This window comes from Aurantimicrobium minutum (genome assembly GCF_029894165.1).
Lineage (GTDB): Bacteria > Actinomycetota > Actinomycetes > Actinomycetales > Microbacteriaceae > Aurantimicrobium > Aurantimicrobium minutum_A.
The window spans coordinates 623,374-647,716 of the sequence record NZ_JARXXU010000001.1; the positions used below are offsets into that span (position 1 = coordinate 623,374).

General features: G+C 58.2%; 25 protein-coding genes and 1 tRNA gene. 15 read left to right on the top strand and 11 right to left on the bottom strand.

Annotation, left to right across the window (positions count from 1 at the left end):
• Positions 1–42 precede the first annotated feature (42 nt).
• Positions 43–1,230: an LPXTG cell wall anchor domain-containing protein gene (locus tag M2119_RS03310; RefSeq protein WP_280803539.1), complete on the top strand. Its 1,188-nt coding sequence runs from the start codon at positions 43–45 to the stop codon at positions 1,228–1,230.
• A 70-nt stretch (positions 1,231–1,300) separates the two neighbouring features.
• Here the strand turns inward: M2119_RS03310 and M2119_RS03315 are convergent, their stop codons facing one another.
• Together M2119_RS03315 and M2119_RS03320 are read right to left on the bottom strand one after the other, a co-directional pair.
• Positions 1,301–1,999 carry a disulfide bond formation protein B gene (locus M2119_RS03315; protein WP_280803540.1) on the bottom strand — a complete coding sequence of 233 codons (699 nt, stop codon included), beginning with the start codon at positions 1,997–1,999 and terminating at the stop codon, positions 1,301–1,303.
• Positions 1,999–2,157: a DUF5993 family protein gene (locus M2119_RS03320; RefSeq protein ID WP_280803541.1), complete on the bottom strand. Its 159-nt coding sequence runs from the start codon at positions 2,155–2,157 to the stop codon at positions 1,999–2,001. The genes M2119_RS03315 and M2119_RS03320 overlap by 1 nt, the downstream gene beginning before the upstream one ends.
• 32 nt (positions 2,158–2,189) lie before the next feature.
• On the opposite strand from M2119_RS03320, the gene M2119_RS03325 reads away from it, so the two are divergent.
• Positions 2,190–2,819: a DNA-directed RNA polymerase subunit beta gene (locus M2119_RS03325; RefSeq protein ID WP_280803542.1), complete on the top strand. Its 630-nt coding sequence runs from the start codon at positions 2,190–2,192 to the stop codon at positions 2,817–2,819.
• A 115-nt stretch (positions 2,820–2,934) separates the two neighbouring features.
• Here M2119_RS03325 and M2119_RS03330 read toward each other — a convergent pair whose 3' ends face one another.
• The 3 genes from M2119_RS03330 to M2119_RS03340 are packed head-to-tail and all read right to left on the bottom strand — an operon-like array spanning position 2,935 to position 6,768.
• Positions 2,935–3,885 (bottom strand): NUDIX hydrolase, encoded by a 951-nt coding sequence (locus M2119_RS03330; RefSeq protein ID WP_348520939.1) that lies wholly within the window; start codon positions 3,883–3,885, stop codon positions 2,935–2,937.
• On the bottom strand, positions 3,882–6,041 hold the full coding sequence (locus M2119_RS03335; RefSeq protein WP_280803543.1) for an RNA degradosome polyphosphate kinase: 2,160 nt from the start codon (positions 6,039–6,041) through the stop codon (positions 3,882–3,884). The genes M2119_RS03330 and M2119_RS03335 overlap by 4 nt, the downstream gene beginning before the upstream one ends.
• 37 nt (positions 6,042–6,078) lie before the next feature.
• Entirely contained in the window at positions 6,079–6,768 is a 690-nt protein-coding gene (locus tag M2119_RS03340; protein WP_280803544.1) for a winged helix-turn-helix transcriptional regulator, read from the bottom strand.
• A gap of 247 nt (positions 6,769–7,015) precedes the next feature.
• On the opposite strand from M2119_RS03340, the gene M2119_RS03345 reads away from it, so the two are divergent.
• Positions 7,016–8,164, top strand: a complete 1,149-nt coding sequence (locus M2119_RS03345; protein WP_280803545.1) for a YgfZ/GcvT domain-containing protein — start codon at positions 7,016–7,018, stop codon at positions 8,162–8,164.
• On the opposite strand, the gene M2119_RS03350 is transcribed toward M2119_RS03345, so the two are convergent.
• A complete protein-coding gene (locus M2119_RS03350; RefSeq protein WP_280803546.1) occupies positions 8,161–8,973 on the bottom strand; it encodes a class I SAM-dependent methyltransferase in 813 nt (270 codons plus the stop codon). The two genes, M2119_RS03345 and M2119_RS03350, sit on opposite strands and share 4 nt — an antisense overlap.
• A gap of 33 nt (positions 8,974–9,006) precedes the next feature.
• Here M2119_RS03350 and M2119_RS03355 point away from each other — a divergent pair, with 33 nt between their 5' ends.
• A complete protein-coding gene (locus M2119_RS03355; protein WP_280803547.1) occupies positions 9,007–9,756 on the top strand; it encodes a phosphoglyceromutase in 750 nt (249 codons plus the stop codon).
• A 70-nt stretch (positions 9,757–9,826) separates the two neighbouring features.
• Here M2119_RS03355 and M2119_RS03360 read toward each other — a convergent pair whose 3' ends face one another.
• On the bottom strand, positions 9,827–10,321 hold the full coding sequence (locus M2119_RS03360; protein ID WP_280803548.1) for a DNA modification methylase: 495 nt from the start codon (positions 10,319–10,321) through the stop codon (positions 9,827–9,829).
• A 189-nt stretch (positions 10,322–10,510) separates the two neighbouring features.
• Between M2119_RS03360 and M2119_RS03365 the strand changes: the two genes are divergently transcribed.
• The 11 genes from M2119_RS03365 (at position 10,511) to groL (ending at position 19,802) form a co-directional block, all read left to right on the top strand.
• Positions 10,511–10,993 (top strand): CarD family transcriptional regulator, encoded by a 483-nt coding sequence (locus M2119_RS03365; protein WP_110234421.1) that lies wholly within the window; start codon positions 10,511–10,513, stop codon positions 10,991–10,993.
• A gap of 28 nt (positions 10,994–11,021) precedes the next feature.
• Positions 11,022–12,197 carry a 2-C-methyl-D-erythritol 4-phosphate cytidylyltransferase gene (gene ispD / locus M2119_RS03370; protein ID WP_280803549.1) on the top strand — a complete coding sequence of 392 codons (1,176 nt, stop codon included), beginning with the start codon at positions 11,022–11,024 and terminating at the stop codon, positions 12,195–12,197.
• 25 nt (positions 12,198–12,222) lie between these two features.
• Complete coding sequence (cysS, locus tag M2119_RS03375; RefSeq protein ID WP_280803550.1) at positions 12,223–13,629, top strand: cysteine--tRNA ligase; 1,407 nt, start codon at positions 12,223–12,225, stop codon at positions 13,627–13,629.
• On the top strand, positions 13,619–14,614 hold the full coding sequence (gene rlmB / locus M2119_RS03380) for a 23S rRNA (guanosine(2251)-2'-O)-methyltransferase RlmB (RefSeq protein ID WP_280803551.1): 996 nt from the start codon (positions 13,619–13,621) through the stop codon (positions 14,612–14,614). The genes cysS and rlmB overlap by 11 nt, the downstream gene beginning before the upstream one ends.
• 81 nt (positions 14,615–14,695) lie before the next feature.
• On the top strand, positions 14,696–15,607 hold the full coding sequence (locus tag M2119_RS03385) for a DsbA family protein (RefSeq protein WP_280803552.1): 912 nt from the start codon (positions 14,696–14,698) through the stop codon (positions 15,605–15,607).
• A gap of 36 nt (positions 15,608–15,643) precedes the next feature.
• A tRNA-Thr gene (locus tag M2119_RS03390) sits at positions 15,644–15,716 on the top strand.
• A gap of 1 nt (position 15,717) precedes the next feature.
• The gene (locus M2119_RS03395) at positions 15,718–15,984 is read left to right on the top strand and encodes a DUF3263 domain-containing protein (RefSeq protein ID WP_280803553.1); all 267 of its coding nucleotides are present in this window, start codon (positions 15,718–15,720) and stop codon (positions 15,982–15,984) included.
• Positions 15,985–15,988: 4 nt separating this feature from the next.
• Positions 15,989–16,537: a LytR C-terminal domain-containing protein gene (locus M2119_RS03400; protein ID WP_280803554.1), complete on the top strand. Its 549-nt coding sequence runs from the start codon at positions 15,989–15,991 to the stop codon at positions 16,535–16,537.
• Between the two features lie 128 nt (positions 16,538–16,665).
• Complete coding sequence (locus M2119_RS03405) at positions 16,666–16,869, top strand: cold-shock protein (protein WP_110234406.1); 204 nt, start codon at positions 16,666–16,668, stop codon at positions 16,867–16,869.
• A 70-nt stretch (positions 16,870–16,939) separates the two neighbouring features.
• Positions 16,940–17,980, top strand: a complete 1,041-nt coding sequence (locus tag M2119_RS03410) for a DUF3048 domain-containing protein (RefSeq protein ID WP_280803555.1) — start codon at positions 16,940–16,942, stop codon at positions 17,978–17,980.
• 202 nt (positions 17,981–18,182) lie between these two features.
• On the top strand, positions 18,183–19,802 hold the full coding sequence (groL, locus tag M2119_RS03415; protein WP_280803556.1) for a chaperonin GroEL: 1,620 nt from the start codon (positions 18,183–18,185) through the stop codon (positions 19,800–19,802).
• Between the two features lie 76 nt (positions 19,803–19,878).
• Here groL and M2119_RS03420 read toward each other — a convergent pair whose 3' ends face one another.
• The 4 genes from M2119_RS03420 to M2119_RS03435 all read right to left on the bottom strand — a co-directional run bounded on the left by M2119_RS03420 (position 19,879) and on the right by M2119_RS03435 (position 24,304).
• Positions 19,879–20,169, bottom strand: a complete 291-nt coding sequence (locus M2119_RS03420) for a WXG100 family type VII secretion target (protein WP_280803557.1) — start codon at positions 20,167–20,169, stop codon at positions 19,879–19,881.
• Between the two features lie 140 nt (positions 20,170–20,309).
• Complete coding sequence (locus M2119_RS03425; protein WP_280803558.1) at positions 20,310–21,761, bottom strand: sensor histidine kinase; 1,452 nt, start codon at positions 21,759–21,761, stop codon at positions 20,310–20,312.
• A 92-nt stretch (positions 21,762–21,853) separates the two neighbouring features.
• Positions 21,854–22,546 carry a response regulator transcription factor gene (locus tag M2119_RS03430; protein WP_280803559.1) on the bottom strand — a complete coding sequence of 231 codons (693 nt, stop codon included), beginning with the start codon at positions 22,544–22,546 and terminating at the stop codon, positions 21,854–21,856.
• 123 nt (positions 22,547–22,669) lie between these two features.
• The gene (locus M2119_RS03435) at positions 22,670–24,304 is read right to left on the bottom strand and encodes a DNA repair helicase XPB (RefSeq protein ID WP_280803560.1); all 1,635 of its coding nucleotides are present in this window, start codon (positions 24,302–24,304) and stop codon (positions 22,670–22,672) included.
• Between the last annotated feature and the right edge of the window lie 39 nt (positions 24,305–24,343).

Consider the following 24,343-nt stretch of genomic DNA (forward strand, 5'->3'; position numbering starts at 1 on the left):
GTGATCATTACCCGTGATCAATAATGTAGAAAGTTCAGACTGATGAAGCGTCTCAAAAACAAGACTTTTCTATCCACATTTGGAGTTCTGCTGGCTTTACTACTGCTCGTGCTCCCAACTCAGTCAGCACATGCAACAGAACTTGAATGGCCTACAGATGGGGATTTTGTAGTAGGAGATGCTCAATGGCGGGTGGATGAGTACGGGTTGGCATACGGGTGGGACGTTGCAGACATCTGGAACAACGATGGCTACATTTACTACCCGAACGAGTTCAGGTTTGGTTACGACGCTAATACTGACGATCTAGTTGAATATTTCATGTGTGGTGACCCCAGTAATTTTTCTGAAGAGACAGTCGTGACGACGCTTCCTTCAGGGGCTATTCAAGTCGCGTGTCCGGAAGTAAATGTGCCGCTTCACTCTGCATTGACCGCGAAACTAACATTTTTGATCTATCCAGAAACCGAAACAGGTTATCTGGTTCGTCAAGTTGTAGCCGTAACCAACACAAGTTCTCAAGTTGTCTACATTCCAGATCTGGAGATGTATAACTTTCCCAATATTCATACGGACTACACGGCAGGGTCTTATAGCCCGGGATTCGACGCTTGGTTTCTAGATTCCGTAGCACTGGACAACGGATTTACTGACAGCTCTGTATTGAGTGCAGGATCGAATTGGTACTCGCAGGGAATGCTCAATGGCGACTCTGTGTTTTTGACAAATAGTTGGTCCGTTTCTGGATCTGCACAACAGGCAAACTACGTCCCAACGCTGGACTATGAATCGCCATATATCGGTGCCAGCCTGAGAATGCGAACATCTGCCCCCAATGCTTTTGCGCCAACGAAAACTACAAACTTACTGACTTTTACAAATATGGTGCTGCCTGCTTCGAATGACCCAGCTTCGGCAACTATTGCCCAGACGGCAGCACTGACACAAACGCAGGAATTTGATTCATTCAGCGGGAGATTAATTGATGGTTTGCCTGAATGCACCGAGTTCATCGGATGGGGAGTTACTCCTGGAACCTGTGAACTTTCAAGTGGGGTTGGAGGCACTCCAAATTCTGAGCCTTGCTATGCAGAACTTGCACAAACAGGAATCAACTTGTTCGTCATGACCGCTGGTGGAATTACAGCTGCGGCTATTGGCACGTGGCTTCTTTTCAGAAAACGCAAGACTGATAAATCTAGTCATTCGCAAGTCCATGCGACCGTGTAGTTCGATACCTCAGTTAGTGAGAATGCCTACTGAAGAACCTGACTTATTCCCTAGGGTTTAGAGAAAAGTACTAATTCCACCCGAGCTGCGTGAACAACTCGTAGCCAGTGGGGTCATCGGGCAGGTACCAGTTGAAGCCTTCGAGAGCGAAGACGGAGATGAGGTTCGCCACCACGGTGAAGAGGAAGACGCCGATCACAATCCAGGCCAGCACCTTGCCGAAGGTGGAGCTGGGGCGAACAGGCAAGAACTCCGTTCCGAAGGTGAGCAGCACACCGGCAAAGACCAGCACCACAACGAAGCTCACGAGAGCCCAGGTGTAGAGGTGGAGTCCCAGTACGGCTCCGCCGTAACCGGGGTCACCGGGCATGATGTGCAGCAGAATCTGTCGGATTGACATGAATGCACCCAGCAAGGCGCCCAGAATCGAGAAGCCGAGGCCGGTCATGAAACCAGATGGCGACAGCGTTCCGCGCAGGGAGTTCACGATCACATAGAGCGCACCCAGTGACGAGAGCATCATGCCCATGCGCTGGGTAATACACAGTGGGCACGGGAATTCACCCAGCCCGAACTGGAAGTAGAACATGGCACCGGAGAGAACACCGATATAGGCGAGCATGAAGCCCACCTGTGCCCAGAAGCCCAGCTTGCCCAGCAGGATGTGGTGGGGCTTGGTGGGTGGGGGAACAACAATGCGAGTGTCACCAACTACCACGGTGGTGGTGCCGGACTCGGTCTCGAGAGCAGATACGTGAATCTCACTCATCAGAAGCTCAGATCTAACGTGCTGGTCACGTGGTGCGCAAAGAGCGCAGCAGAGGCAACGAAGGCGACGGCGAAGCCGAGGACAACAATCCAGCGCTTCTTAACAAAAATGATGATCAGCGCTGATGCCAAGATGAGCGCAAACACGATGGTGTCCATATCTTCACCCTAGCGAGGAGGAGAATGGTTCCATGACTGCGCCCTACCGTAAGCCGGCACTTTTTGCCGGACATGAGTTCAGCGCATTCCAGGGCGGGGACGATCCGGCCGAGGTTTCTGCCATCGCTCACGACACTGCCCGGGCTTTACTTTCCCGTGTGCGAGACGAGTCACAGCCTGACATTGTCCAAAAGGTGGTGTCCTTCGCCGATGACAACGGCATCGACACCTTGGCAGAGTTGTGGTCACGCTCCAGTGCCCATTCATTGCCGGGGGCACTGTGGCGGATGTATCTGATCCGTGATCTCATTCGTGCCCAGGCACCCCAGATGAGTGTCTTGTTCAGTCAAGGACTGTCCGTTCTCAGCACGGCAGATGTCGTCGTTGCGGGCGCCCCGACTCCCGCAGGGCCGGACGAGATGGTCTCATTGGCTGACACTATTTTGCATGGAGCTTTCACGGGTGATTTCAGCGGTGCCCTTGACCGCTCGGCGGCATTCTGCCGAATCATCTCTGCGGGCTGCACGGCAGTGGCCAACGAGTCCGATGCCACGCATCCAGAGCGTGCCAGCACGCTCACGGTGCAGGCGTCTCGCCTGACGCAGACTGCCCATGAATTGGCTGTGTGTGCACGGTTATGGCGAGATAGCTCACTCGACTAATTGCTATTGTGGATGTGCCGGACCGTAGTAACCCCGGGCTCCAATATTTCGCCGCTGCGAGCGGCCTTCCGCCGAGAGGCGTTCACTACGGTTCGGCATTTTCATGCCTGCCGCGTTAGAGCTGAGAGCTGTGGGTCTCCACCGCGATGATGCCGGAAGAGGGGTGTGTGGAGCTGAGATGCACCACGCTAAATGATGCTGTGTCGAGCATGCCAGCCATGTTGAGGTCTTCCGTGCGGAGCGTTCCGGTGGCCAGGGCAAGTTCGCGAATCACAGCAGGAGCAACGGGTCCGTGGGTGCAGACGACAGTGCTCTTGCGCGTGCGCACGATGTCGCCGACGATTCCGCGCACATCGGCTTTGCCATCTTCGAAGGCGTCTTGGCTGATCTTGTTGGTGGACTTCACGTCGCGCCCCAAAGCTTTAGCTAGCGGTGCAATCGTTTCCTTACAGCGCACAGCACTGCTGGTAATGAGGCGTTTGGGCTTCCAGGTTTCGATTGTGCGAACGATGCCGTAGGCCTGTGACTGACCTCGCTCGGTCAGTGGCCGGGTGTAGTCCGCCCCATCCCACTGGTCATGCGGAGTTGCTTTAGCGTGACGCAACACAACAACAGCGAAAGTCTGAGTTATTCCTTCTTTGACGAGGGCAGCGAACTTGTCCAAGATTTCTTTGTCTGGCTCGTAGCTGAGTTCACCGCGGGCTGAGGCGAGGGGGAGCCATTCCAGGGCAGCAACTTCATCGTTAGGAACAAACTTGGACTTCTGGATGGCCTTGGGGGTGACCTCGGCAGCCCAGTAGTGCACAACCTTGTCTTTGCCGTTGGGCATGCGGTATTCGGTGATGCCCACGGGAACACCGAGAGAGATCTTGATGCCTGTTTCTTCACGGATTTCACGGACCGCGGTCTGAGGAAGCGTCTCACCGGGGTCCACTTTGCCCTTGGGTAGGGAAATGTCTTTGTGCTCGGTGCGGTGGATCACGAGGATGTGAATATCGTCGCCGATTGTTCGCCACAGGACAGCGCCTGCGGCATAGACCGTCGTGGTGGGGCGGGTCATGCTCATCGAGGTCCTCCAGGGCGACGACGTTTACCAATTTGTTTCATCACGTGATCTTGCAGATCAACGAGAGTGTCACCGGCAGTGTCAGCAGTGTGACGTTTCCAGGAACCATCTGACTCTAGCCACCAGGAGGCAGTGCCGTTGTCCATGGCGAGGTTGAAGAGGTCGTCGAGCTCTGCAACATGGTCGGGATTGGTCAAGCGAACCAGGGCTTCCACGCGGCGGTCGAGGTTGCGGTGCATCATGTCGGCACTGCCAATGTAGACCTGGGGGACACCCTCATTCTCAAACATGAAGATGCGGGAGTGTTCGAGGTAGCGACCCAAGATGGAGCGTACGCGGATGTTTTCACTCAAACCGGGAACACCACTCTTGATCGAGCAGATTCCGCGCACCCAGATATCAACCTGGACACCGGCACAGCTCGCCAAGTAGAGGTCGTCAATGATCTTTTCATCCACCATGGAGTTGATCTTGATTCGAATGCGGGCAGGCTTGCCTGCCTGGGCATTCGTGGTTTCTTGGTGGATCAGCTTGAGCAGGCCTTTCCGCAGGTGCAGCGGTGCGACCAGAAGGCGCTTGAACTTCTTCTCGATGGCATAGCCCGAGAGTTCATTGAACAAGCGGGTGAGGTCCTTGCCCACCTGAGGATCATCGGTGAGCAGACCAAAGTCTTCATACAGACGAGAGGTCTTGGGGTTGTAGTTCCCGGTCCCTATGTGGCTGTAGTGCTTGAGTTCGCCCTTTTCTTGGCGGATGACCAGTGCCAGCTTGCAGTGGGTTTTCAGGCCGACCAGGCCGTAGACCACGTGCACGCCCGCCTTCTCGAGCTTGCGTGCCCACGAAATATTGGCTTGCTCATCAAAGCGGGCCTTGATCTCGACGAGGGCGAGAACCTGTTTGCCTGCTTCGGCCGCATTGATCAGTGCCTGCACAATAGGGCTATCGCCGGAGGTGCGATACAGCGTCTGCTTGATTGCTAGCACGTTGGGGTCAGCCGCCGCTTGTTCTAGGAACGACTGCACGCTGGTGGAGAAAGATTCATAAGGGTGGTGCAGCAGTACGTCACCGCGACGAATTGACGCAAAGATACTGCGCGGTTCGTTGGCTTCCGCTGTGGTCAGTGCCACGGCAGTGGTGGGAACGTGAGGTGCGTAATGTAGCTCGGGGCGCTTGATGCCAGAAATCTCAAACAGACCACCTAAGTTCAGCGGCTCTGGCAGGCGATAAACCTCCTGCTCGGTGATGTCGAGTTCACGGATGAGCAGGTCGAGCGTGGTGGGGTCCATGTTTTCGCCCACTTCGAGGCGAATGGGGGGACCGAAGCGACGCTTGAGCAGTCCCTTTTCCAGGACTTGGATCAAGTCTTCAGTTTCGTCCTCGTCGATCTGGACGTCCTCGTTGCGCGTCACGCGGAAGGTGTGGTGCTCGAGAATCTCCATGCCGGGGAAGAGGTCTTGCAACTGGTTCGCGATGAGGTCTTCCAGGGCGATGTAGCGCACGTTGGTGATGGCTTCGCGGCTGTCGACGCGCACGAAGCGAGGCAGCATCTGGGGAACCTTGAGGCGCGCAAACTCTTCCGTGCCCGTCTTGCCGTTGCGCACACGAATAGCGAGGTTGAGGGAGAGGCCCGAGATGTAGGGGAAGGGGTGGGCGGGGTCCACGGCCAGGGGCATCAGCACGGGGAAGATCTGGTCGGTGAAGTAGCGGTGCAAAATCTCATGGTCAGCCGCATCCAGTGCATCCCATGTCACCACGTGGATGCCGGCCTCAGACAGGGCAGGCTTCACGCTGTCGTGGTAGACGTGGGCATGACGCAGCTGCAATTCCTGCGCGCGGGCAGAGATATCTGCCAAGGCATCAGCCGGGGCGCGGCCAATGTTGGTGGGCACGGCCAGGCCGGTCATGATGCGGCGCTTGAGACCCGCCACACGAACCATGAAGAACTCGTCTAGGTTGCTGGCAAAGATGGCTAGGAAGTTGGCTCGCTCTAACAGGGGAAGTTGCTCGTCTTCCGCGAGTTCAAGGACGCGCTGGTTGAAGGCGAGCCAGCTCAGTTCGCGGTCGAGATAACGGTCGTCTGGGAGGTCTTCCGTGACGAGAACAGCCACCTCATCGAAGTCATCGTCGACGTCAGAATCAATCTCGTGCGGAGCCATATGTTCATATTGGCACGCGAAGGTGACCAGAAAGAAACTAGGAGGTTACGGAAGAACGTTCGTGGGACTCTTCCGCAACGTTGAAGCGGTAGCCCACGTTGCGCACCGTGCCGATAACCTGCTCCATATCGCCGAGCTTGGCGCGGAGGCGACGAACGTGGACGTCCACGGTTCGCGTTCCGCCAAAGTAGTCGTAACCCCAGACTTCACTGAGCAGCTGCTCACGCGTGAAGACGCGCGAGGGGTGGGTGGCCAGAAAGCGCAGAAGTTCGAATTCTTTGTAAGTGAGGTCCAAGGGCTTGTCGTGCACCTTGACCGAATAGGACGCTTCGTCGATGACAATGCCCGACGCGGAGATGCGCGCTTCCTGCGGAGCAGCCTGATCGGCGCGGCCCAAGGCCAGACGAATACGTGCGTCAACTTCAGCAGGTCCTGCGTTGTCGAGAATGACGTCTGCCACGCCCCAGTCGGGGCTGACAGCAGCCAGGCCACCTTCGGTAATGACGAGAAGCAGAGGGGAGCTCAGGCCGGTGGCCTGCAAAATCTTGCACAAGCTCTTGGCACTGGCCAGATCAGTGCGGGCATCCACCATGACGATGTCACTGTGGGGTGCGCTGACTAGTTGTGCGGGCTCCGCGGGAATGGTCTTCACCGAATGGGAAAGAAGTCCGAGCGAGGGAAGAACCTCAGCGTTCGAGCGCGCTGCGAGAATCAGAATGCTGGCCATCACGGTCACCTCGTCTCACTGGGGTTGATTACAGTCTAAAGGCGTTGTGTTTCGCAGAGGTTACGTATTCCTCTTTGTGGAATGCCGTATTACCTGTTTGGGACTACGCCCGGAATATGATGGTTACATGCTTCTCGGACTAGAACTCTTCTTTATTGGCCTCCTCGCTCTGGCAGGTCTGGCTATTGCGTGGATTTCCGGCATCGTCGTCTACAAGCTGTTCAAGGGTCAGCGCTAAGCGCAGATCATGGCTGACGAAAGCTCGTCGGCATCCCGGCAGTACACACGATCTCCCCTCGCCACACTTCCTGGTGCCCTCGTGGGGGACACCGGTATTGCTTCTGCCTATGGCAACTCTCTGACGGAGCAGCGGGCGCTGCGCGCGGGCGCTGCTCTGGTTGATCTCTCTGACCGTGGAGTGATTGCGGTCTCTGGTCCAGATCGTTTGGGCTGGCTGGACTCGTTATTGAGTCAACGCCTGGACCAGCTCGGCGCTGGTCAGTCCACCGAAACCCTCCTGCTCGATCCGCACGGTCACGTTCAGCACGCCATGCGCGTTGTGGACGATGGTGACACCACGTGGCTTCTCGTGGATGCCGGGGCAGCAGAGTCACTGACCGCGTGGCTTCTCAAAATGCGTTTCATGAAGCAGGTCGAGATTATTGACCGCTCGGATGAACTTCTCACCTTGGGTTACTTCGGTGAGCTGCCTGATGTTCTGGCACCACTCGTGTTGCAGCCCGCCGGTGTTCCGGTCATGTGGCAGGACCCCTGGAATGCGGTCGCTGAGGGTGGCTGGCAATATGCAGGGGAGAATCACCCCGGGACCGACTGGAACTATGCCGAGGTCCTTATTCCTCGAAGCGCTACTCAGGAACTTCTCGACCTCGCTGCCGCCGGGGTTATCTCGTTCGCCGGCAGCGATGCGCTCGAAGCGCTGCGCATTGCAGCCTGGCGCCCCCGGCTTTCCACCGAAGGCGACGCGAACGCCCTGCCACATGAGTTTGACTGGCTGCGCACCGCAGTTCACCTCAACAAGGGGTGTTACCGCGGTCAAGAAACCGTGGCCAAGGTGCACAACCTGGGACATCCGCCCCGGCGCTTAGCGTTCTTGAGCCTGGATGGCGTGGACGTAGTGATTCCTTCCGCTGGCTCGGTCGTGTTCGACGGTGAGACCGAGGTTGGTCACGTGACCGCGGCGGCCCGCCATTATGAAGAGGGCATCATTGCGTTGGCTGTGCTCAAGCGCAACGCCAATCCCGAGGCTGAACTGAGTGTGCTCTCGGAGGATGTGCGAATTCCTGCCAGCCAGGTCGTCATTGTTCCGCCAGATGCCGGGCGCACAGCACAGGTTCCCCGTTTGCCGCGCCTGGGCGCTGTCAAGCGCGAAGGCTAAATCGCACTCACCGCGGCATAGTCCACGGTGATTTCGCCCAACCGCCATCTGCTCTTACCGCCCAGGACGGGCCAGCCCGTATCTTTCATGCCCTGCGCGGTGGCAATCCAGCGTTGGGTTGCTCCGAAATTACTGAGGGGAGCGTGGGTCAACCACTGTTTGTCCAACGCGGTGAGGAAATCATGAATGCGCTCGCCTGGAACGTTGTGGTGAATGAGTGATTTGGGAAGTCGCTCGGCCACGATCGAAGGCAGTTCGATGGCATCGAGTTTGAGTGCAATGCTCAGCGTTTGGGGGCCCTCGTGGGTGACTGCAATCCAGCTCGAGATGCGTCCGATCTCATCACACGTGCCTTCCACCAGCACACCGCCGGGCTGAAGTCTTGCCACCATCAGATCCCAGGCTGCTTGCACCTCGGACTCGTCATATTGGCGCAGCACATTGAACGCGCGGATGACGACAGGTTTTCTGTTTCCGGGAACAGGAACTTCGAAGCCACCCCGAGCAAAGCTGATGCTCTGGGCTTGCTCGGGCGAGACGAGGCCTTCGCTGAGCCAGCGGGTCAGTTCCGTCTGTGCCACAGTGACGCGGTCAGGATCAATCTCGAGACCGAGGAGTTCTGTATCTGCTCTGGTCTTGCGAAGCCGGGTGGCCAGTTCCACCGGAGTAGCCGCGCTGGCGCCATAGCCCAGGTCAATCACGAGAGGGTCACTGCTGCTGCGCAGCGCAGGCCAGGTTTGAATCCAGCGGTCGACGCGGCGCAGGCGATTGGCGTTGGTCGTCCCACGCGTGATGTTTCCCACGGGCATACCTCTTAGTTAACCACCCAATAAACTGGAGGCATGACGACGCACACTTTGATTTTGCTCCGACACGGTAACAGCGACTGGAACCAGAAGAACCTTTTCACCGGCTGGGTGGATGTCCGCCTCAGCGAGAAGGGTGTGGGAGAAGCCAAGCGTGCGGGAGAACTTCTCGCCGAGTCCGGCGTTCTGCCCGACGTGCTCTACACCTCGGTACTGAGCCGTGCGATCCAGACCGCAAACCTCGCACTCGACACCGCTGACCGTCTCTGGATTCCCGTCAAGCGCAGCTGGCGCCTCAACGAGCGCCACTACGGTGCGCTGCAGGGCAAGGACAAGGCGCAGACTCTGGCTGAATACGGTCAGGACCAGTTCATGACCTGGCGTCGTTCCTTTGACACCCCACCACCACCTATTGCAGATGACAGCGAGTACTCGCAGATTAATGACCCCCGTTATGTGGGTATTGACGGCGCTATTCCTGCCACCGAATGCCTCAAGGACGTTATTGACCGCATGATTCCCTACTGGGAATCTGACATCACGGCCGATCTTGCTGCCGGCAAGACCGTGCTTGTCACCGCACACGGTAACTCACTGCGCGCACTCGTCAAGCATCTCGATGGCATCTCAGATGAAGACATCGCTGAGCTGAACATCCCCACCGGTATTCCTCTGGTGTACAAGTTGGACGAGAACTTCCGTCCGCTGGGTCCTGCTGAATACCTCGACCCTGAAGCTGCCGCAGCTGGCGCTGCCGCCGTCGCTGCACAGGGCAACAAGAAGTAAATTCGTCTTCACGGAACGAAGAATCCCCCGGCCATCAGACCGGGGGATTCTTGTATGTCTGGGTGACGAGTTACTTGCTCATCTTGAGGGCGCTCTTCGGGTTCAGGCCTTCGTATTCGGGCTGTGCCGAGGTGAGAACAGGAACCATCACGGTCTTGGTTTCGCCATTGACTTCAAAGCCCAGTTCTAGCAATCCGCCGGGCTGCGTGTCGATGCCGGGAAGAATAATGAGGTCTTCTTTATCCGCACCCCACGAGGTGGGGACCTTTTCGTTGTTGGGAACATCAACGTGGCCATCAACGAGGTCTCCGCCGGAAACGAATCCGATGTGCAGTTCAACGTCTTCGCCCGTGGCGTTCGTTGCGCTGAGCAGCAGGTTTCCTGCCTTACCGGTGTCGCTGATCACGAGGAGGTTGCGCAGCTGGATACCACCCACGTTGAGGCCAACTCCGTCGCTGGCGTCGTACTGGTTAGTCGTTGCCTGAGGCTGGATCAGGTTGCACCCTGCGGTGCCTAGAGCAATACCTGCAGCTAACGCGACAGCAGCAACAATACGAACCTTCACGACGAAAGCCTCCCGAGTGTGGTTGCGGTGCCCGTAGGGCGATATTTCCCGCAAAATCTTCTCTTTGACTCTACCGTATTGACTTCTGCTGGGCCGCAGAATCGGCACCGCTCAGTGGGAACGCGAGCCCGAAATGACTGTCAGGAACCCGTGGTAAACTGGGGGTATATATAAGGGAGCTTCACACTAATGCAGTTCATTGTTGGCGAAACAGTTGTTTACCCTCACCACGGCGCAGCGAAGATTACGGAAGTACAAAAGCGCGTTGTGAAGGGTGTTGAGAAGGTTTATCTCACTCTTCACGTTGTCCAGGGCGACCTCACGGTCAAGGTTCCTGTTGAAAACGTAGACCTCGTCGGCGTTCGTGACGTTATTGGTAAAGAAGGCCTCGAGCAGGTCTTCGAAGTTCTGCGCGCACCCTTCACCGAAGAACCCACCAACTGGTCTCGCCGCTACAAGGCGAACCTGGAGAAGCTGGCTTCCGGTGACGTAATCAAGGTTTCTGAGGTTGTGCGTGACCTGTGGCGTCGTGACCAGGACCGTGGTCTTTCTGCCGGTGAAAAGCGCATGCTCGCGAAAGCTCGACAGATCCTGATTTCTGAGCTCGCTCTGGCAAAGAAGACCGACGAAGAGAAGGCTTCTGACTTCCTCGACGAGGTCCTCGCTTCCTAACCACGCAAGTGGTCAGGCGAGTTTTCACATGTCTGCACACCTGCAGCTGGGAACGGCTGTCATTGTCGTTGCTGCCGGCAGTGGGACGCGCCTCGGCGCGGCACTGCCGAAAGCGTTCGTAGACCTCGCCGGCCAAACACTGTTGGAGCGTTCCTTACGCTCGATTATGTTGCTGCCCAGCCCCGTTCAGGTGGTGGTGGTAGCTCCAGCTGACTTCGTTGTCGATGCACAGGCCATCGCGAACACAGTAGCTCCGGGCCTGGAAGAGATAGTTTCTGTCGTTGTGGGCGGTGCGACCCGTCACGATTCGGTCGCTGCCGGTCTTGCCCAGGTGTTGCCGTCAGTAGATGTGGTGCTTGTCCACGATGCAGCCCGGGCCCTCACCCCCACCACACTTTTTGCCGATGTCGAGATGGCTGTTCGCGCCACTGGTGCAGGTATTGTGCCCGCGCTGCCGGTCGTGGACTCGCTCAAGCAGGTCGATGTCACCGGGGGAGTGCTCGGCATCGCGGACCGCGCCCAGCTTCGTGCGGCACAAACTCCCCAAGGTTTCCCTCGCTCCGAACTCGATGCTGCTTATGCTGCAGCGAGCGCTTCCGATTTCACCGATGACGCGGCCGTTTTTGCCGCGCAGGGGGGAGCCGTGACGACTATTCCAGGAGATGACGTGGCTTTCAAGATCACCACCGCGTGGGATCTAAACCGTGCACACCACGTTCTGGGTGGAATCCCCGATGCCCACCGCGTGGGCACCGGCATTGACGTGCACGCCTTCGGTGAGGCAGAAAACCTCTGGCTCGCCGGGCTGCACTGGCCAGGTGAAAAAGAACTCTCGGGCCACAGTGATGGCGATGCCGTGGCGCACGCCATCTGTGATGCTTTGCTGTCAGCAGCAGGACTCGGCGATATTGGATCTTGCTTTGGCACCGATGACCCGGCCTATGCCAATGCCTCGGGTGAAGTCTTTGTTCGTGGCACCGTGGAGTTACTGGCCGCATCCGGTTTCGAACCCATCAATGTTTCTGTCCAGATCGTAGGCAACCGTCCTCGTTTCAGCGCGCGCCGCGAGGAAGCTCAGGCCGTGCTGACCAAGTGGGTGGGCGCTCCCGTTTCTGTCTCTGCAACGACCACAGACGGTCTCGGTTTCACCGGCCGCGGTGAGGGCGTTGCGGCCATCGCGAACGCCCTCGTTCGTCAGCGCTAAGTAGACCCGCAGGTAGGCTGGAAGCGTGAGTATTCGTCTGTTCGACTCGAAGGAGCAAGCCCTTCGGGACTTTTCTCCTCTCGTGCCCGGTCGGGTCGGGATGTATGTCTGTGGACCCACCGTGCAGTCGAGCCCTCACGTGGGACACCTGCGCAGCGCCCTGGTCTACGACCAGCTGCGCCGCTGGCTCATCCATGAAGGTTTTCAGGTCACCCTGGTGCGCAACGTCACCGATATCGATGACAAGGTGCTCGATAACGCCCAGGCTGCCGGCGTGGAGGAATGGTGGGCTTTGGCCTACCGCATGGAAGCAGAGTTCACGGCCGCCTATGACCTGCTCGGTATTCAGCGTCCGACGTATGAACCCCGTGCCACGGCCAGTATCCCGGAGATGATCGCCCTCATTTCCCGCCTCATCGAACGCGGTCACGCCTACCCCGCAGCGGATGGTTCCGGAGATGTCTACTTCAACACCGCGAGCTGGTCTGCCTACGGTGAGCTGACCAATCAGAAGCCAGCCGAGATGGAAGCAGCAACAGATGCTGATCCACGCGGCAAGAAAGCACCGCAAGACTTCGCCCTCTGGAAGGGCCACAAGGCCGGCGACCCCGCATCTGCATCCTGGGCATCGCCCTGGGGCACAGGACGTCCCGGGTGGCATATCGAGTGCTCGGCCATGTCCACCAAGTACTTAGGGGACACGTTCGACATTCACGGCGGCGGACTCGATCTGCGCTTCCCCCACCACGAAAACGAACTGGCCCAGTCTGCTGCGGCCGGTGACGGCTTCGCGCAGTACTGGCTGCACAACGGTCTGGTCTCTGTGGGCGGGCAGAAGATGAGTAAGTCTTTGGGTAACTCTGTCTTTGCTGCTGATCTGTTGGATAAAGCCAAGCCCGTAGTGCTCCGCTATCTGTTGGGTTCAGCCCAGTACCGTTCGACGCTGGAACTCCACGACGGCTCCATCGAGGAAGCGAAAGCCTCCTTCGAGCGCATCGAAGGATTCCTCGACCGGGTCCGTCGTGACGGTGGCGAAATTGTCTCCGCAGATGTTCCTGCTGCGTTCCGTTCGGCCATGAATGACGATCTCAACATTCCTGCCGCGCTCGCCGTCGTCTTTGACCTGGTCCGCTCGGGCAACAGTGCCCTGGATGGAGGCGATGCCTCCACGGCCGCTTCCCTGGCAGCTGAGGTTGTCGCCATGCTCGATGTGTTGGGTGTGAACCCCTTAGATGCCGCCTGGGCACCAGACTCTATTCAAGGCGATGCCGCCTTGGACCTTTTGATGGCAGAACTCCTTGAGGCACGTGCCAGCGCACGTGCGAACAAGGACTTTGCCACCGCAGACCTTCTCCGTGAGCGACTTGCTGCGGCTGGAATCACGATCGAAGACACCCCCCACGGGGCACATTGGAGTTTCAATGGCAGGTAAGCCTCGGGCTGGAGCAGTCCGCAAATCAGGTAAGGGTCCCGTCAAGGGCACCGGTGGCCTTGGCCGTCGCGCGCTCGAAGGGAAGGGCCCCACCCCCAAGGCCGAAGACCGCGAATGGCACCCCGCCGGCAAGGCGAAGATTCGTCGCGAGAAGCTGGCCTCGATGGGCAAGCTCAACCGCAACACGGTTGATGGTCAGCGTAAGGCTGCACCCAAGCGCAGCAAGGCATCGGATGACACCGAAGTTGTCACCGGTCGTAACTCGGTACTCGAAGCACTGCGGGCCAAGATTCCTGCGACCGCGATGTATATCGCGACCCGTATCGAGATGGATGACCGCGTCAAGGAGATGCTCTCCATCGCGACTCAGCGTGGCATTCCCATCATGGAAGTGATGAAGCCCGAGCTGGACCGCATGGGTGGATACGACTCTGTGCACCAGGGCGTGGCATTGAAGGTTCCCCCCTACGAATACGCTCACCCTAACGATCTGTTGGAGAAGGCGTTTGCGTCGAAGACGGCACCGCTCTTTGTGGCACTCGACGGCATTACCGATCCTCGTAACCTGGGTGCGATTATTCGCTCCACCGCTGCCTTCGGTGGCGATGGCATCATCCTGCCTCAGCGTCGCTCCGTCGGTGTGACGGCAGCCGCGTGGAAGACCTCCGCCGGTGCAGCAGCACGCTGCCCGGTCGCGATGGCATCCAACCTCACGGCCACCATCAAGTCGTTCAAGGACCAGGGTGTGTTTGTCATCGGTCTCGACGGCGGCGGAGACACCATGCTTCCAGGGCTTGCCCTGGCAGATCGACCCTTGCTCATCATCGTGGGGAATGAAGGTAAGGGGCTGTCTAAGTTGGTCACCGACAATTGCGATGCAATCGTCTCGATTCCCATCTCGGCCAGCACGGAATCACTCAATGCAGGTATTGCTGCATCAGTGACGCTCTATGAAGTTGCACGTTTACGCTCAGCTTCCGTTTAGTAAATTCCCAGCGTTCGGACATACGCTTGTCCGAGCGTGTTGACCACAGTCACACGTCCCTCACAGATTGGAGATTAACGAATGAGCACCGGAGCCCACGGCAACCGACCCACTCGAAACCAGCAGCGTGAAGCAGCACGCGCGAAGGCGAAAGAACTTCGCGAACAACAGCAGAAGCACGACAAGCGCAAGAAGTGGATCCTGCAAGGCAGCATCGGCTTGGCTGTGATCGCTATTGCCGCCATCATCACCATGGTGGTCACCACCTCAGCCCCCACCACCGGTCCACGTCCGGCCAACATGGCCAGCGACGGCATTGTTCTCAGTGGCGCCGACATGGCGGGCGTGCTCAGCGACGCGGGTGCTCCAGGTTCGGACCCCATTGCAACTACCCCAACTCCAGGTTCCTCCACCGTGAACATCGTGGTGTACCAGGACTACATTTGCCCTGCGTGTAAGGCCTTCGATGAGGCAAACGCAGACACTCTGCAGACCCTCGTTGAAGCGGGTGCCGCCACGCTCGAGATTCACCCCATCGGCATGCTCTGGTCAAAGTCAGCGGGTACCGAGTACTCACGCCGCTCGGCAGCAGCAGCTGCCTGTGTTGCTGACTTCTCGCCCAACACCTTCTGGAAAGTCAACCAGGCCTTCTATGCAAACCAGCCACAGGAAGGAACTCCTGGTCCCACCGACGAGGAGCTCGCTGCCCTGATTGGAAAGCAGAAGCCAGAGAACCAGTCCAAGATTGACAAGTGCATCACGGACAAAACCTTCATCCCCTGGGTGAAGCAGGCCACGGACTACGCGCTCAACGGTCCGATGACCGATGCAGCGGTCGCATCCGGCAGCACCGGTGTGGGAACCCCCACCATCTTGGTGAATGGCAAGGTCTACTCGGGATCCATTGTGGATTCCAAGGAGTTCCTCTCTTTCATTACTCAAGTAGCTGGCGAGTCTGCAGCAACGCCAACCCCCACTCCTGCCGCAGGTTAGGATTGAGGGGTCGTGGGGTGGCAACACCTCACACAAGCCGACTTGGCGCAATTGGTAGCGCACCGCTCTTGTAAAGCGGGGGTTGTGGGTTCGAGTCCCATAGTCGGCCCGTGTTAACCGAACGCGACCGAGCCATTCTCGATTTCGAGCGTGAATGGTGGCAGCACCCTGGTGCGAAAGAGGACGCGATTCGTCAAACCTTCGAACTCTCACCTGCCCGGTTTTATCAAATTCTGGGACAGCTGATGGATTCGGAAGAGGCGCTGGCATATGACCCGATGTTGATTAAGCGTCTTCAACGGGTCCGCGACGAGAGACGCCATTCTCGGGATTCTCGGGTTAACCCCGAATCCTCAGGAAAAGAACTGAAAGAATAAAGCGATGGCTGACAAGACAGAGCACGATCAGTTCGATGACCTCGCCCCGGGGCTCGAGCGCCGTGGTGCGCACCGCGCACCCGCACGCCCAGGCGCAGGCTGGATCAAGTTTGCCTGGGCAGCTCTGGCAACCGGCGTGCTTGTCGTCGCGGGTGTGGGGACACTCATCGTGACCAGTGACTCCATCAGCATGAAGGACTTCGAGTCCATCTTCGCGGTACCTGTTGCGTCTGCAACCCCTACCCCGAAGGCCACAGCGGAACCGACTGTGGACCCTGCCTCGCTGGTCAGCATCATTAACGCCACCGGTGAAACCGGTATTGCAACCCAAGCAGGTGACGCTCTCAGCGCCGAAGGCTGGACCGTCGCCGCAAAGACGAACTCCGAAACTGTGGTCGAAGAAACCATGGTGTACTACGTGAACCCCACCTTCGAAGGTGCTGCTCGTGGCCTGGCTGAATCCCTCGGAGTGGGTGGAATTAAGCTCACCGACAAGTACGTTGACAGCAATTCTCAGCTCACTGCAGTGCTCGGATCTGACTACCTCCAGTAAATCGTTGCGTTAACGCGACATTAATTAGTGCCTCAGGACTATCTGTTCTGTGCTATGGGCAGTAGGGTGAGAGCAACGGCACAAGCGATTTGTGTGTGTCGGTTGGGATACTGCAATTGGAGTTACACATGGCCACTGGAACCGTTAAGTGGTTCAACGCTGAAAAGGGCTACGGTTTTGTGACCGTAGACGGCGACGAGCAGGACGTATTCGTCCACTACTCCGCTATCGACATGAACGGCTACAAGGTCCTCGAAGAGGGCCAGAAGGTTGTTTTTGAAATCGGTACCGGAAACAAGGGTCCTCAGGCTGAGTCGGTTCGACTGGCTTAAAGCCTCGTAATATTCGGGCACGCCCGAACTAACGCCGTCCAAGAGAGTGGGCGGCGTTAGTCTTTTGGGCGTGACTACTTCTTCGCGCATTCTCACCCGTGTAATTGGACTGGCTACGGCTGGTGCCCTGGCTCTGACCTTGGCTGCCTGCTCTGGCGGTTCTTCGTCTAACCCTTCGGACCCTGCCTACACGTCCAACTACAAGACTCCTGCTCCCGTGGCCTACGCACCGCTGACCGGTGTTGCGCTAGCCGCTGGCACCACGGTGGGACCTGCGCTCTCGGTCAAGATCTGTAACGTCTTTGCGTGTGAGCCACAAGATGGTCTCAACCAGGCAGACGTTGTCTTCGAAGAAATCGTAGAAGGTGGCATCACTCGCTACGTCGGTATTTGGAACGCTACCGTTCCCGTCTCTGTCGGTCCGGTGCGTTCCTTGCGGCCCATGGACGCCGATATTGCTGCCCCGTTTGGCGGCATCATTGCCTACTCCGGATACGGAGCGCAGGAAACACGTGACCTCGCGGTCGACACCGGTCTCGTCAACGTCACCGAGAATGACCCTGCGATGTACCGCAACGACTACAACGTTGCTCCCTACAACCTCATGTTGCACGCGCAGGAAGTCATTGCGGCAAATCCTGGCCTCGCTCCACCCGCACAGCAGTGGGCATACTCCGCAACGCTGGCTTCGTCGACAGCTGCACAGGACGGCACTCCCGCTTCTGCCGTGCAAAGCATCTTTAGTAACCAGAGCGACAACACCTGGACCTACGACGCAGGCTCGGGTCGTTACCTCCGCACCCAATGGGAAGCAGCAGACGTTGACCTCACTGGTGCCCAACTCTCCGCCGCCAACATCATTGTGATGCGCGTCAACGTCGATGAATTCGTCGGTGTTCCCCGCACGCGCATGGTCGACTCCGGTGAAGCCTTCGTGCTCAGCGGTGGCAAGGTTGTGCACGGAACCTGGAGTAAGGCCTCCACGGCTGCTCCTATCCAGTTCAAGGCTGATAATGGCGTCACCATCCGCCTCGCTCCCGGCAACAGCTGGATCGAGATGGTTCCCAACGAGTCTTACGTGCCCGGTGGTAGCGTCACCATCACCCCCTAGGCACGGACACTGTTCCTCACGAACCCCTTCCTGAAAACAAGAGGGGGTTCGTGCATTCTCGTGAGTACTCGAAACGCCTTTCGCTGACCGCGGACGCACTTGCACTCAGGTCATGAGAGTGCCAATATTGAGTTAGCACTCGATTGATTTGAGTGCTAATCCTTGCAGTATTTCTGACGTCCGGGAGGGACGAAAAACAACCATGGCAAAAATCATTGCTTTTGATGAAGAGGCACGTCGCGGTCTAGAGCGCGGTCTGAACATCCTCGCTGACACCGTCAAGGTCACCCTTGGCCCACGCGGACGCAACGTCGTCCTCGAGAAGAAGTGGGGCGCCCCCACGATTACGAACGATGGTGTATCCATCGCGAAGGAAATCGAACTGGACGACCCATTCGAAAAGATCGGCGCAGAGCTGGTTAAGGAAGTTGCCAAGAAGACCGATGACGTCGCTGGTGATGGAACAACCACCGCGACCGTTCTCGCTCAGGCACTCGTTCGCGAAGGTCTTCGCAACGTTGCTGCTGGCGCAGACCCCATCTCGCTCAAGCGCGGTATCGAGAAGGCTGTCGAAGCCGTTTCTGCTGAGCTCATTGCGAACGCAAAAGAGGTCGAGACCAAGGAAGAGATCGCAGCTACCGCTTCTATTTCTGCTGCGGACCCTGAGATCGGCGCACTGATCGCGGAAGCTATCGACAAGGTCGGTAAGGAAGGTGTGGTCACCGTCGAGGAGTCCAACGCATTCGGCACCGAGCTCGAGCTCACCGAAGGTATGCGCTTCGACAAGGGTTACCTCTCCGCGTACTTCGTCACTGACCCTGAGCGTCAGGAAGCAGTCTTCGAAGACCCTTACATCCTCATCGTGAACAGCAAGGTCTCCAACATCAAGGACCTGCTGCCCATCGTGGACAAGGTCATCCAGACCGGCAAGCAGCTGCTCATCATCGCGGAAGACGTCGATGGCGAAGCACTCGCAACCCTGGTTGTCAACAAGATCCGTGGCATCTTCAAGTCGGTCGCCGTCAAGGCTCCTGGCTTTGGTGACCGCCGCAAGGCAATGCTTCAGGACATGGCTATCCTCACCGGTGGTCAGGTTATCGCTGAAGAAGTGGGCCTCAAGCTTGAGAACGTCGAACTCGACATGCTCGGTAAGGCACGCAAGGTTGTCATCACCAAGGATGAGACCACCATTGTTGAGGGTGGCGGTGACGCAGAACTCATCGCAGGTCGCGTTGCTCAGATCCGCGCTGAAATCGAGAACTCGGACAGCGACTACGACCGCGAGAAGCTCCAGGAGCGCCTGGCTAAGCTCGCCGGTGGTGTTGCAGTGATCAAGGCTGGTGCCGCAACTGAGGTTGAACTCAAGGAGCGCAAGCACCGCATTGAGGACGCCGTCCGTAACGCAAAGGCTGCTGTTGAAGAGGGCATCGTCCCCGGCGGTGGTGTTGCACTGATCCAGGCTGGCAAGATCGCTTTTGAGAAGCTCTCGCTGACCGGTGACGAAGCAACCGGTGCGAACATCGTTCGCGTCGCTATCGAAGCTCCACTGCGTCAGATTGCTCTGAACGCAGGACACGAGCCCGGCGTTGTTGTCGACAAGGTTCGTTCGCTGGCTATCGGTTGGGGCCTCAACGCTGCAACCGACGAGTACGTTGACCTCATGGCTGCGGGCATTATTGACCCAGCTAAGGTCACGCGCTCGGCTCTGCAGAACGCAGCCTCGATTGCAGCACTGTTCCTCACCACCGAGGCAGTCGTTGCGGAGAAGCCTGAGAAGGCTGCTCCAGCAATGGGTGACCCTTCAGGTGGCATGGACTTCTAAGTCTCACCAGAACACCACAGAACGCCTCCCCGTCGATGGGGGAGGCGTTCTGTTGTTTGTGGAGGCGTGGCTGGGGCTAGGCCCGAAACATTCGCGCAGTGGCCTGTTCGATGTCCATGTATTGCTGGGCGGCGAGATTCAGTGCCTGGTTGATAGAACTCAGACTTTCATCGACGCGGCGGGCGGTGAGGTGCCACTCGGTCACCACGGCTTGGAAGGCATCTGCTGCTGCTCCACCCCAGGAGGACTGCAGGTTGGTCAGCTGGGTGTGGAGCGCCACCACCTCGGACTGAATCCGGGCGATGGACTGTTGTGCTGCTGAGCTGGCGTGTGCGACGGCGTCGCTATCAACGTGGAATACGGGCATGGCTTCTCCTCACGGGTTGGTGTGGGCGCACCCAGCCCCTGAGCGGAGGGGGAGGTGCTGCGGGCCGGGCGCGCTCACACAGGTGAGAGTATGTGACCCGTCACAGTGGAAGAAGTCAGCTGGTGGAGGCTGTGGAAGGTCTAGATCTCAGGAGAGATGTGGATGACAGGCAGAGTCACCGTGAACGTGGCACCGCCACCCTTGGTTGCGGATACTTTCACGCGGCCGTTGTGAGCCCGCACGATCGAAGCCACGATAGCCAACCCCAGACCGCTGCCGCCGGTTTCACGGGCGCGCGAGTTATCGGCACGGAAGAAACGCTCAAAGATCTTGTCGCGCAGTTGCTTGGGAATTCCATCACCGTGGTCCACGATCGAGATACTGGCTTCGCCAGCTGCCTCGTGCTTCGCCACAATGAGTTCTAGTGGTGTGCCCACCTGGGTGAAGCGCAGAGCATTGCCCATCAGGTTGGTTACCACCTGGCGGATCTTGTTCTCTTCTCCACAGACCGTCACGTCGTCCCCCGAGACGGTGATGGTGCGCTCAGGATCAAAGGCGCGAGCATCCAGAGCAGCATCGTGAGCAATGCTGAGCAGATCGAACTGGGAAATCTCCAGTGGCCTGGTTTCGTCCATGCGAGCAAGCTCCAGGAGGTCCTCTACGAGGGCTCCCATGCGGATGGCTTCCTTCTCGATGCGATCCATAGCCTGGGCTATATCTTCGGGGGTCTGCAGTGCCCCCATGCGATACAGCTCGGCATAGCCACGGACAGAAACCAGGGGAGTGCGCAGTTCATGGCTGGCATCGCCGACGAAGCGTTGCATCTGGTCGATTGTGCGGGCACGGTCAGCGAAGGCGCGGTCAATACGTCCCAACATGATGTTGAGGGAACGGTTGAGCCGACCGACCTCGGTGCTGGTGGGGAAGGTGGAGGGCAGACGCAGGCTGAGATTGCCGTCGGCAATCTCCGTGGCGGTGTCTTCCACTTCACGCAATGGCGCAAAAGTGGTGGTGACCAGGAAACGGGTGAGCAACGCCCCCACGATCACGATGGCAATCCCCAGGCCCAAGAAGATCGAGAGGTAGGTGGTCATCAGCTTGTCCACGCTCGAGGTGGACAGGGCCACGACGACCGTGCCGAGGGTTCCGGTGGCATCGTCGAAGGTGACGGGGACAGCAATGGCGTGGAAGAGGACGCGACCGTTGTTCGAGCGGATGGGGAAGATTGCCCCGTCGAGAGTGGTTGCTTCGTCCAGGGTGATGCCGTTGGGAATGTTGGGGCGCGCAGAGAGGGCCTTATCGGTCCAGTTTTGCTCGAGCAAAATACCGCTGGCGCTATAGACCGCATAGTAGTAATCCGTGGGGGCCGCCTGCTGGGGCGTACCTGACTCGCTCAGCTGCAACACATTAGAAAGGTCTTGCTGCACCGATTGCAGTTGGGTATCCAGCTGACCAATCAGGGCGGGCTTGAGCATCGCCATGGTTCCAATACCGGAAACCAGGAGGCCGATCGTGAGCAACAACACAGTGACGCCGGTCACCTTGGTGCGCAAGGAGATGGCGTTCCATCGTTCGTTGAATTTGAAAGGCATCACAAGCAATCTAAGCAGGAATGAGGTGTGTAAATGCTGAAAGGGCGAGACCTTGTCAGATCTCGCCCTTGTCGTGCACTGGAGGTGTGTGGTTAGGACGCCTTCGCGACCTTGAGCATGTATCCAAAACCACGCTTGGTGGTGATGAGGGGTTCGGTGGAGACAGCGTCCAACTTGCGGCGCAGGTAGGAAACATAGGACTCCACAATTCCCGCATCACCGTTGAAGTCGTATTCCCACACGTGGTCCAAGATCTGGGCCTTGCTCAGCACGCGGTTGGGGTTGAGCATCAGGTAACGCAGCAGCTTGAACTCGGTCGGGCTGAGGTCCACCACAGTGTCGTTGACGACCACTTCGTGGGTGTCTTGATCCATGGAGATTTCCCCGGCACGGATGAGGGCTTCTTCGTCGGCTTGCATCGTGCGGCGCAAAATGGCCTTGATACGGGCCACGATTTCATCGAGGCTAAAAGGCTTGGTCACGTAGTCATCGCCACCGACGGTCAAACCCATGATCTTGTCCTGGGTGTCGTCCTTAGCGGTGAGGAAGAGAATGGGGGCGGTATATCCGGCCGAGCGCAGACGCTTGGTCACGGAAAAGCCGTTCATGTCCGGAAGCATCACGTCGAGCACGATCAAATCGGGCTCTTCTGCGAGGACTGCCGAGATCGCGGCTGCGCCATTGCCAACAGCCTGCACGTTGAACCCGGAGAACCGAAGACTTGTGGTCAGGAGGTCTCGAATGTTGGGTTCGTCATCAACTATGAGGATTCGTGGGTTTTCCATGTATCCAGTATCTGACTGTTTCCTGAATGTAACCTGAGAGTTATTAGACAGCCGACTGTGTGCACGCTGAGGAACAGCACTCTCTCAGTGCTTTGGTGGGAAATCAGCAGAAAGAAGCCACACCTAGACGGTGTGACCGTCCACGATTTCATAGGAATAACCCTGCTCAGCCAAGAACCGCTGGCGATTAAGAGCGAAATCCTGATCCACGGTGTCGCGGGCAACCAGAGTGTAGAAGGTCGCGGTGAAGCCGCTCTTCTTCGGCCGCAGCAAACGCCCCAGACGCTGAGCTTCTTCCTGGCGGGAGCCAAACGCTCCCGAGACTTGGATGGCCACACTCGCTTCGGGCAGGTCGACGGAGAAGTTCGCCACCTTGCTCACGACGAGCACAGGCTCACTGCCGTCGCGGAAAGCATTGAACAGGCGCTCACGCTCATCTACGGGAGTTGCCCCGGTGATCTCAGGAACGCCCAGGGCGGTGCCCAGTTCTGCCAGCTGGTCCAGATATTGCCCGATGACGAGCACCCGTTCACCCGGGTGCTGCGCGAGCAGCTTCTTCGTAATCTCAATCTTGCGAGGTGACGTCGCGGCCAGGCGGTACCGTTCAGCATCGCTAGCGGCGGCATAGATCAAGCGCTCGTCAGGATCGAGATCAATGCGGATCTCTTTGCACTCCGCAGGAGAGATGAAGCCTTCTTGCTCAATCTCTTTCCAGGGCGCATCAAATCGCTTCGGGCCAATGAGACTAAACACGTCGGACTCGCGGCCGTCCTCGCGCACGAGCGTCGCGGTCAAGCCCAGACGGCGGCGAGCTTGCAGCTCCGCCGTCAGCTTGAATACCGGTGCGGGAAGCAAGTGCACTTCGTCGTAGATGACCAGACCCCAGTCGAGTGCATCGAGCAGGGCGAGGTGAGCAAACTCGCCACCGCGCTTGGCCGTGAGAATTTGGTAGGTCGCAATGGTGACCGGCTTGATCTCCTTGGTTGCGCCCGAGTATTCCCCGATCTCGTCCGGGGTGAGGGAGGTGCGCTTGAGCAGCTCATCACGCCACTGACGCGCCGAGACGGTGTTGGTCACCAAGATGAGAGTGTCGGTCTTGGTGGCCGCCATGGCGCCAGCACCGACCAGAGTCTTTCCGGCACCACAGGGGAGCACCACAACTCCTGAGCCACCTTCCAGGAAGTTCGAGACGGCTTTCTCCTGGTAGTGACGCAGTGCCCAGCCATCGGTGGCCAGATCAATGTCGTGGTGAGCTCCCGGCTTGTATCCGGCATTGTCTTCCGCCGGCCAGCCGAGCTTGAGCAGCTCCTGCTTGAGCTGGCCACGAGCCCACGCTTGGACTTCGTAACTACCGTCCTCGCGCTTGCCCTCGAGCAGGGTCGTAATCTTCTTGGACCGCGAGACTTCAGAGAGCACCGCCGCATCACTGCCCTTGAGGATCAGAACACCCTCAGCATCGCGCTCAATCGTGAGGCGGCCATAGCGGTTGACGGTTTCTGCAATGTCGATGGTGACGCTGGCAGGGACCGCATACTTCGAATACTTCTCGAGTGTGCCCAGAATTTCATCCGCGGTGTGACCAGCGGCACGTGCATTCCACAGACCCAAACGGGTAATGCGGTAGGTGTGAATGTGCTCAGGTGCGCGTTCAAGCTCGGCAAAGACAGCGAGGTCATGTCGGGCATCCGCAGCCTGCGGATGGGCCACCTCGAGCAATACAGAGCGATCGCTTTGAACGATCAACGGTCCTTCAGGCATCTCTCTACGTTACTCCGGTTGAGAGCAGGTTCAGGACGT

What these genes read in the sequence shown, in the direction of transcription:
- M2119_RS03345 (WP_280803545.1), top strand. Translation starts at nt 7,016, where the DNA reads ATGGCTGACGAAAGCTCGTCGGCATCCCGGCAGTACACACGATCTCCC.
- rlmB (WP_280803551.1), top strand. Translation starts at nt 13,619, where the DNA reads ATGGCAGGTAAGCCTCGGGCTGGAGCAGTCCGCAAATCAGGTAAGGGT.
- M2119_RS03405 (WP_110234406.1), top strand. Translation starts at nt 16,666, where the DNA reads ATGGCCACTGGAACCGTTAAGTGGTTCAACGCTGAAAAGGGCTACGGT.
- M2119_RS03400 (WP_280803554.1), top strand. Translation starts at nt 15,989, where the DNA reads ATGGCTGACAAGACAGAGCACGATCAGTTCGATGACCTCGCCCCGGGG.
- M2119_RS03335 (WP_280803543.1), bottom strand. Translation starts at nt 6,041, where the DNA reads ATGGCTCCGCACGAGATTGATTCTGACGTCGACGATGACTTCGATGAG.
- ispD (WP_280803549.1), top strand. Translation starts at nt 11,022, where the DNA reads ATGTCTGCACACCTGCAGCTGGGAACGGCTGTCATTGTCGTTGCTGCC.
- M2119_RS03340 (WP_280803544.1), bottom strand. Translation starts at nt 6,768, where the DNA reads ATGGCCAGCATTCTGATTCTCGCAGCGCGCTCGAACGCTGAGGTTCTT.
- M2119_RS03420 (WP_280803557.1), bottom strand. Translation starts at nt 20,169, where the DNA reads ATGCCCGTATTCCACGTTGATAGCGACGCCGTCGCACACGCCAGCTCA.
- M2119_RS03355 (WP_280803547.1), top strand. Translation starts at nt 9,007, where the DNA reads ATGACGACGCACACTTTGATTTTGCTCCGACACGGTAACAGCGACTGG.
- M2119_RS03350 (WP_280803546.1), bottom strand. Translation starts at nt 8,973, where the DNA reads ATGCCCGTGGGAAACATCACGCGTGGGACGACCAACGCCAATCGCCTG.
- M2119_RS03325 (WP_280803542.1), top strand. Translation starts at nt 2,190, where the DNA reads ATGACTGCGCCCTACCGTAAGCCGGCACTTTTTGCCGGACATGAGTTC.
- M2119_RS03320 (WP_280803541.1), bottom strand. Translation starts at nt 2,157, where the DNA reads ATGGACACCATCGTGTTTGCGCTCATCTTGGCATCAGCGCTGATCATC.
- M2119_RS03310 (WP_280803539.1), top strand. Translation starts at nt 43, where the DNA reads ATGAAGCGTCTCAAAAACAAGACTTTTCTATCCACATTTGGAGTTCTG.
- M2119_RS03385 (WP_280803552.1), top strand. Translation starts at nt 14,696, where the DNA reads ATGAGCACCGGAGCCCACGGCAACCGACCCACTCGAAACCAGCAGCGT.
- groL (WP_280803556.1), top strand. Translation starts at nt 18,183, where the DNA reads ATGGCAAAAATCATTGCTTTTGATGAAGAGGCACGTCGCGGTCTAGAG.
- M2119_RS03435 (WP_280803560.1), bottom strand. Translation starts at nt 24,304, where the DNA reads ATGCCTGAAGGACCGTTGATCGTTCAAAGCGATCGCTCTGTATTGCTC.
- M2119_RS03425 (WP_280803558.1), bottom strand. Translation starts at nt 21,761, where the DNA reads ATGCCTTTCAAATTCAACGAACGATGGAACGCCATCTCCTTGCGCACC.
- M2119_RS03365 (WP_110234421.1), top strand. Translation starts at nt 10,511, where the DNA reads ATGCAGTTCATTGTTGGCGAAACAGTTGTTTACCCTCACCACGGCGCA.
- M2119_RS03430 (WP_280803559.1), bottom strand. Translation starts at nt 22,546, where the DNA reads ATGGAAAACCCACGAATCCTCATAGTTGATGACGAACCCAACATTCGA.
- M2119_RS03315 (WP_280803540.1), bottom strand. Translation starts at nt 1,999, where the DNA reads ATGAGTGAGATTCACGTATCTGCTCTCGAGACCGAGTCCGGCACCACC.
- M2119_RS03330 (WP_348520939.1), bottom strand. Translation starts at nt 3,885, where the DNA reads ATGAGCATGACCCGCCCCACCACGACGGTCTATGCCGCAGGCGCTGTC.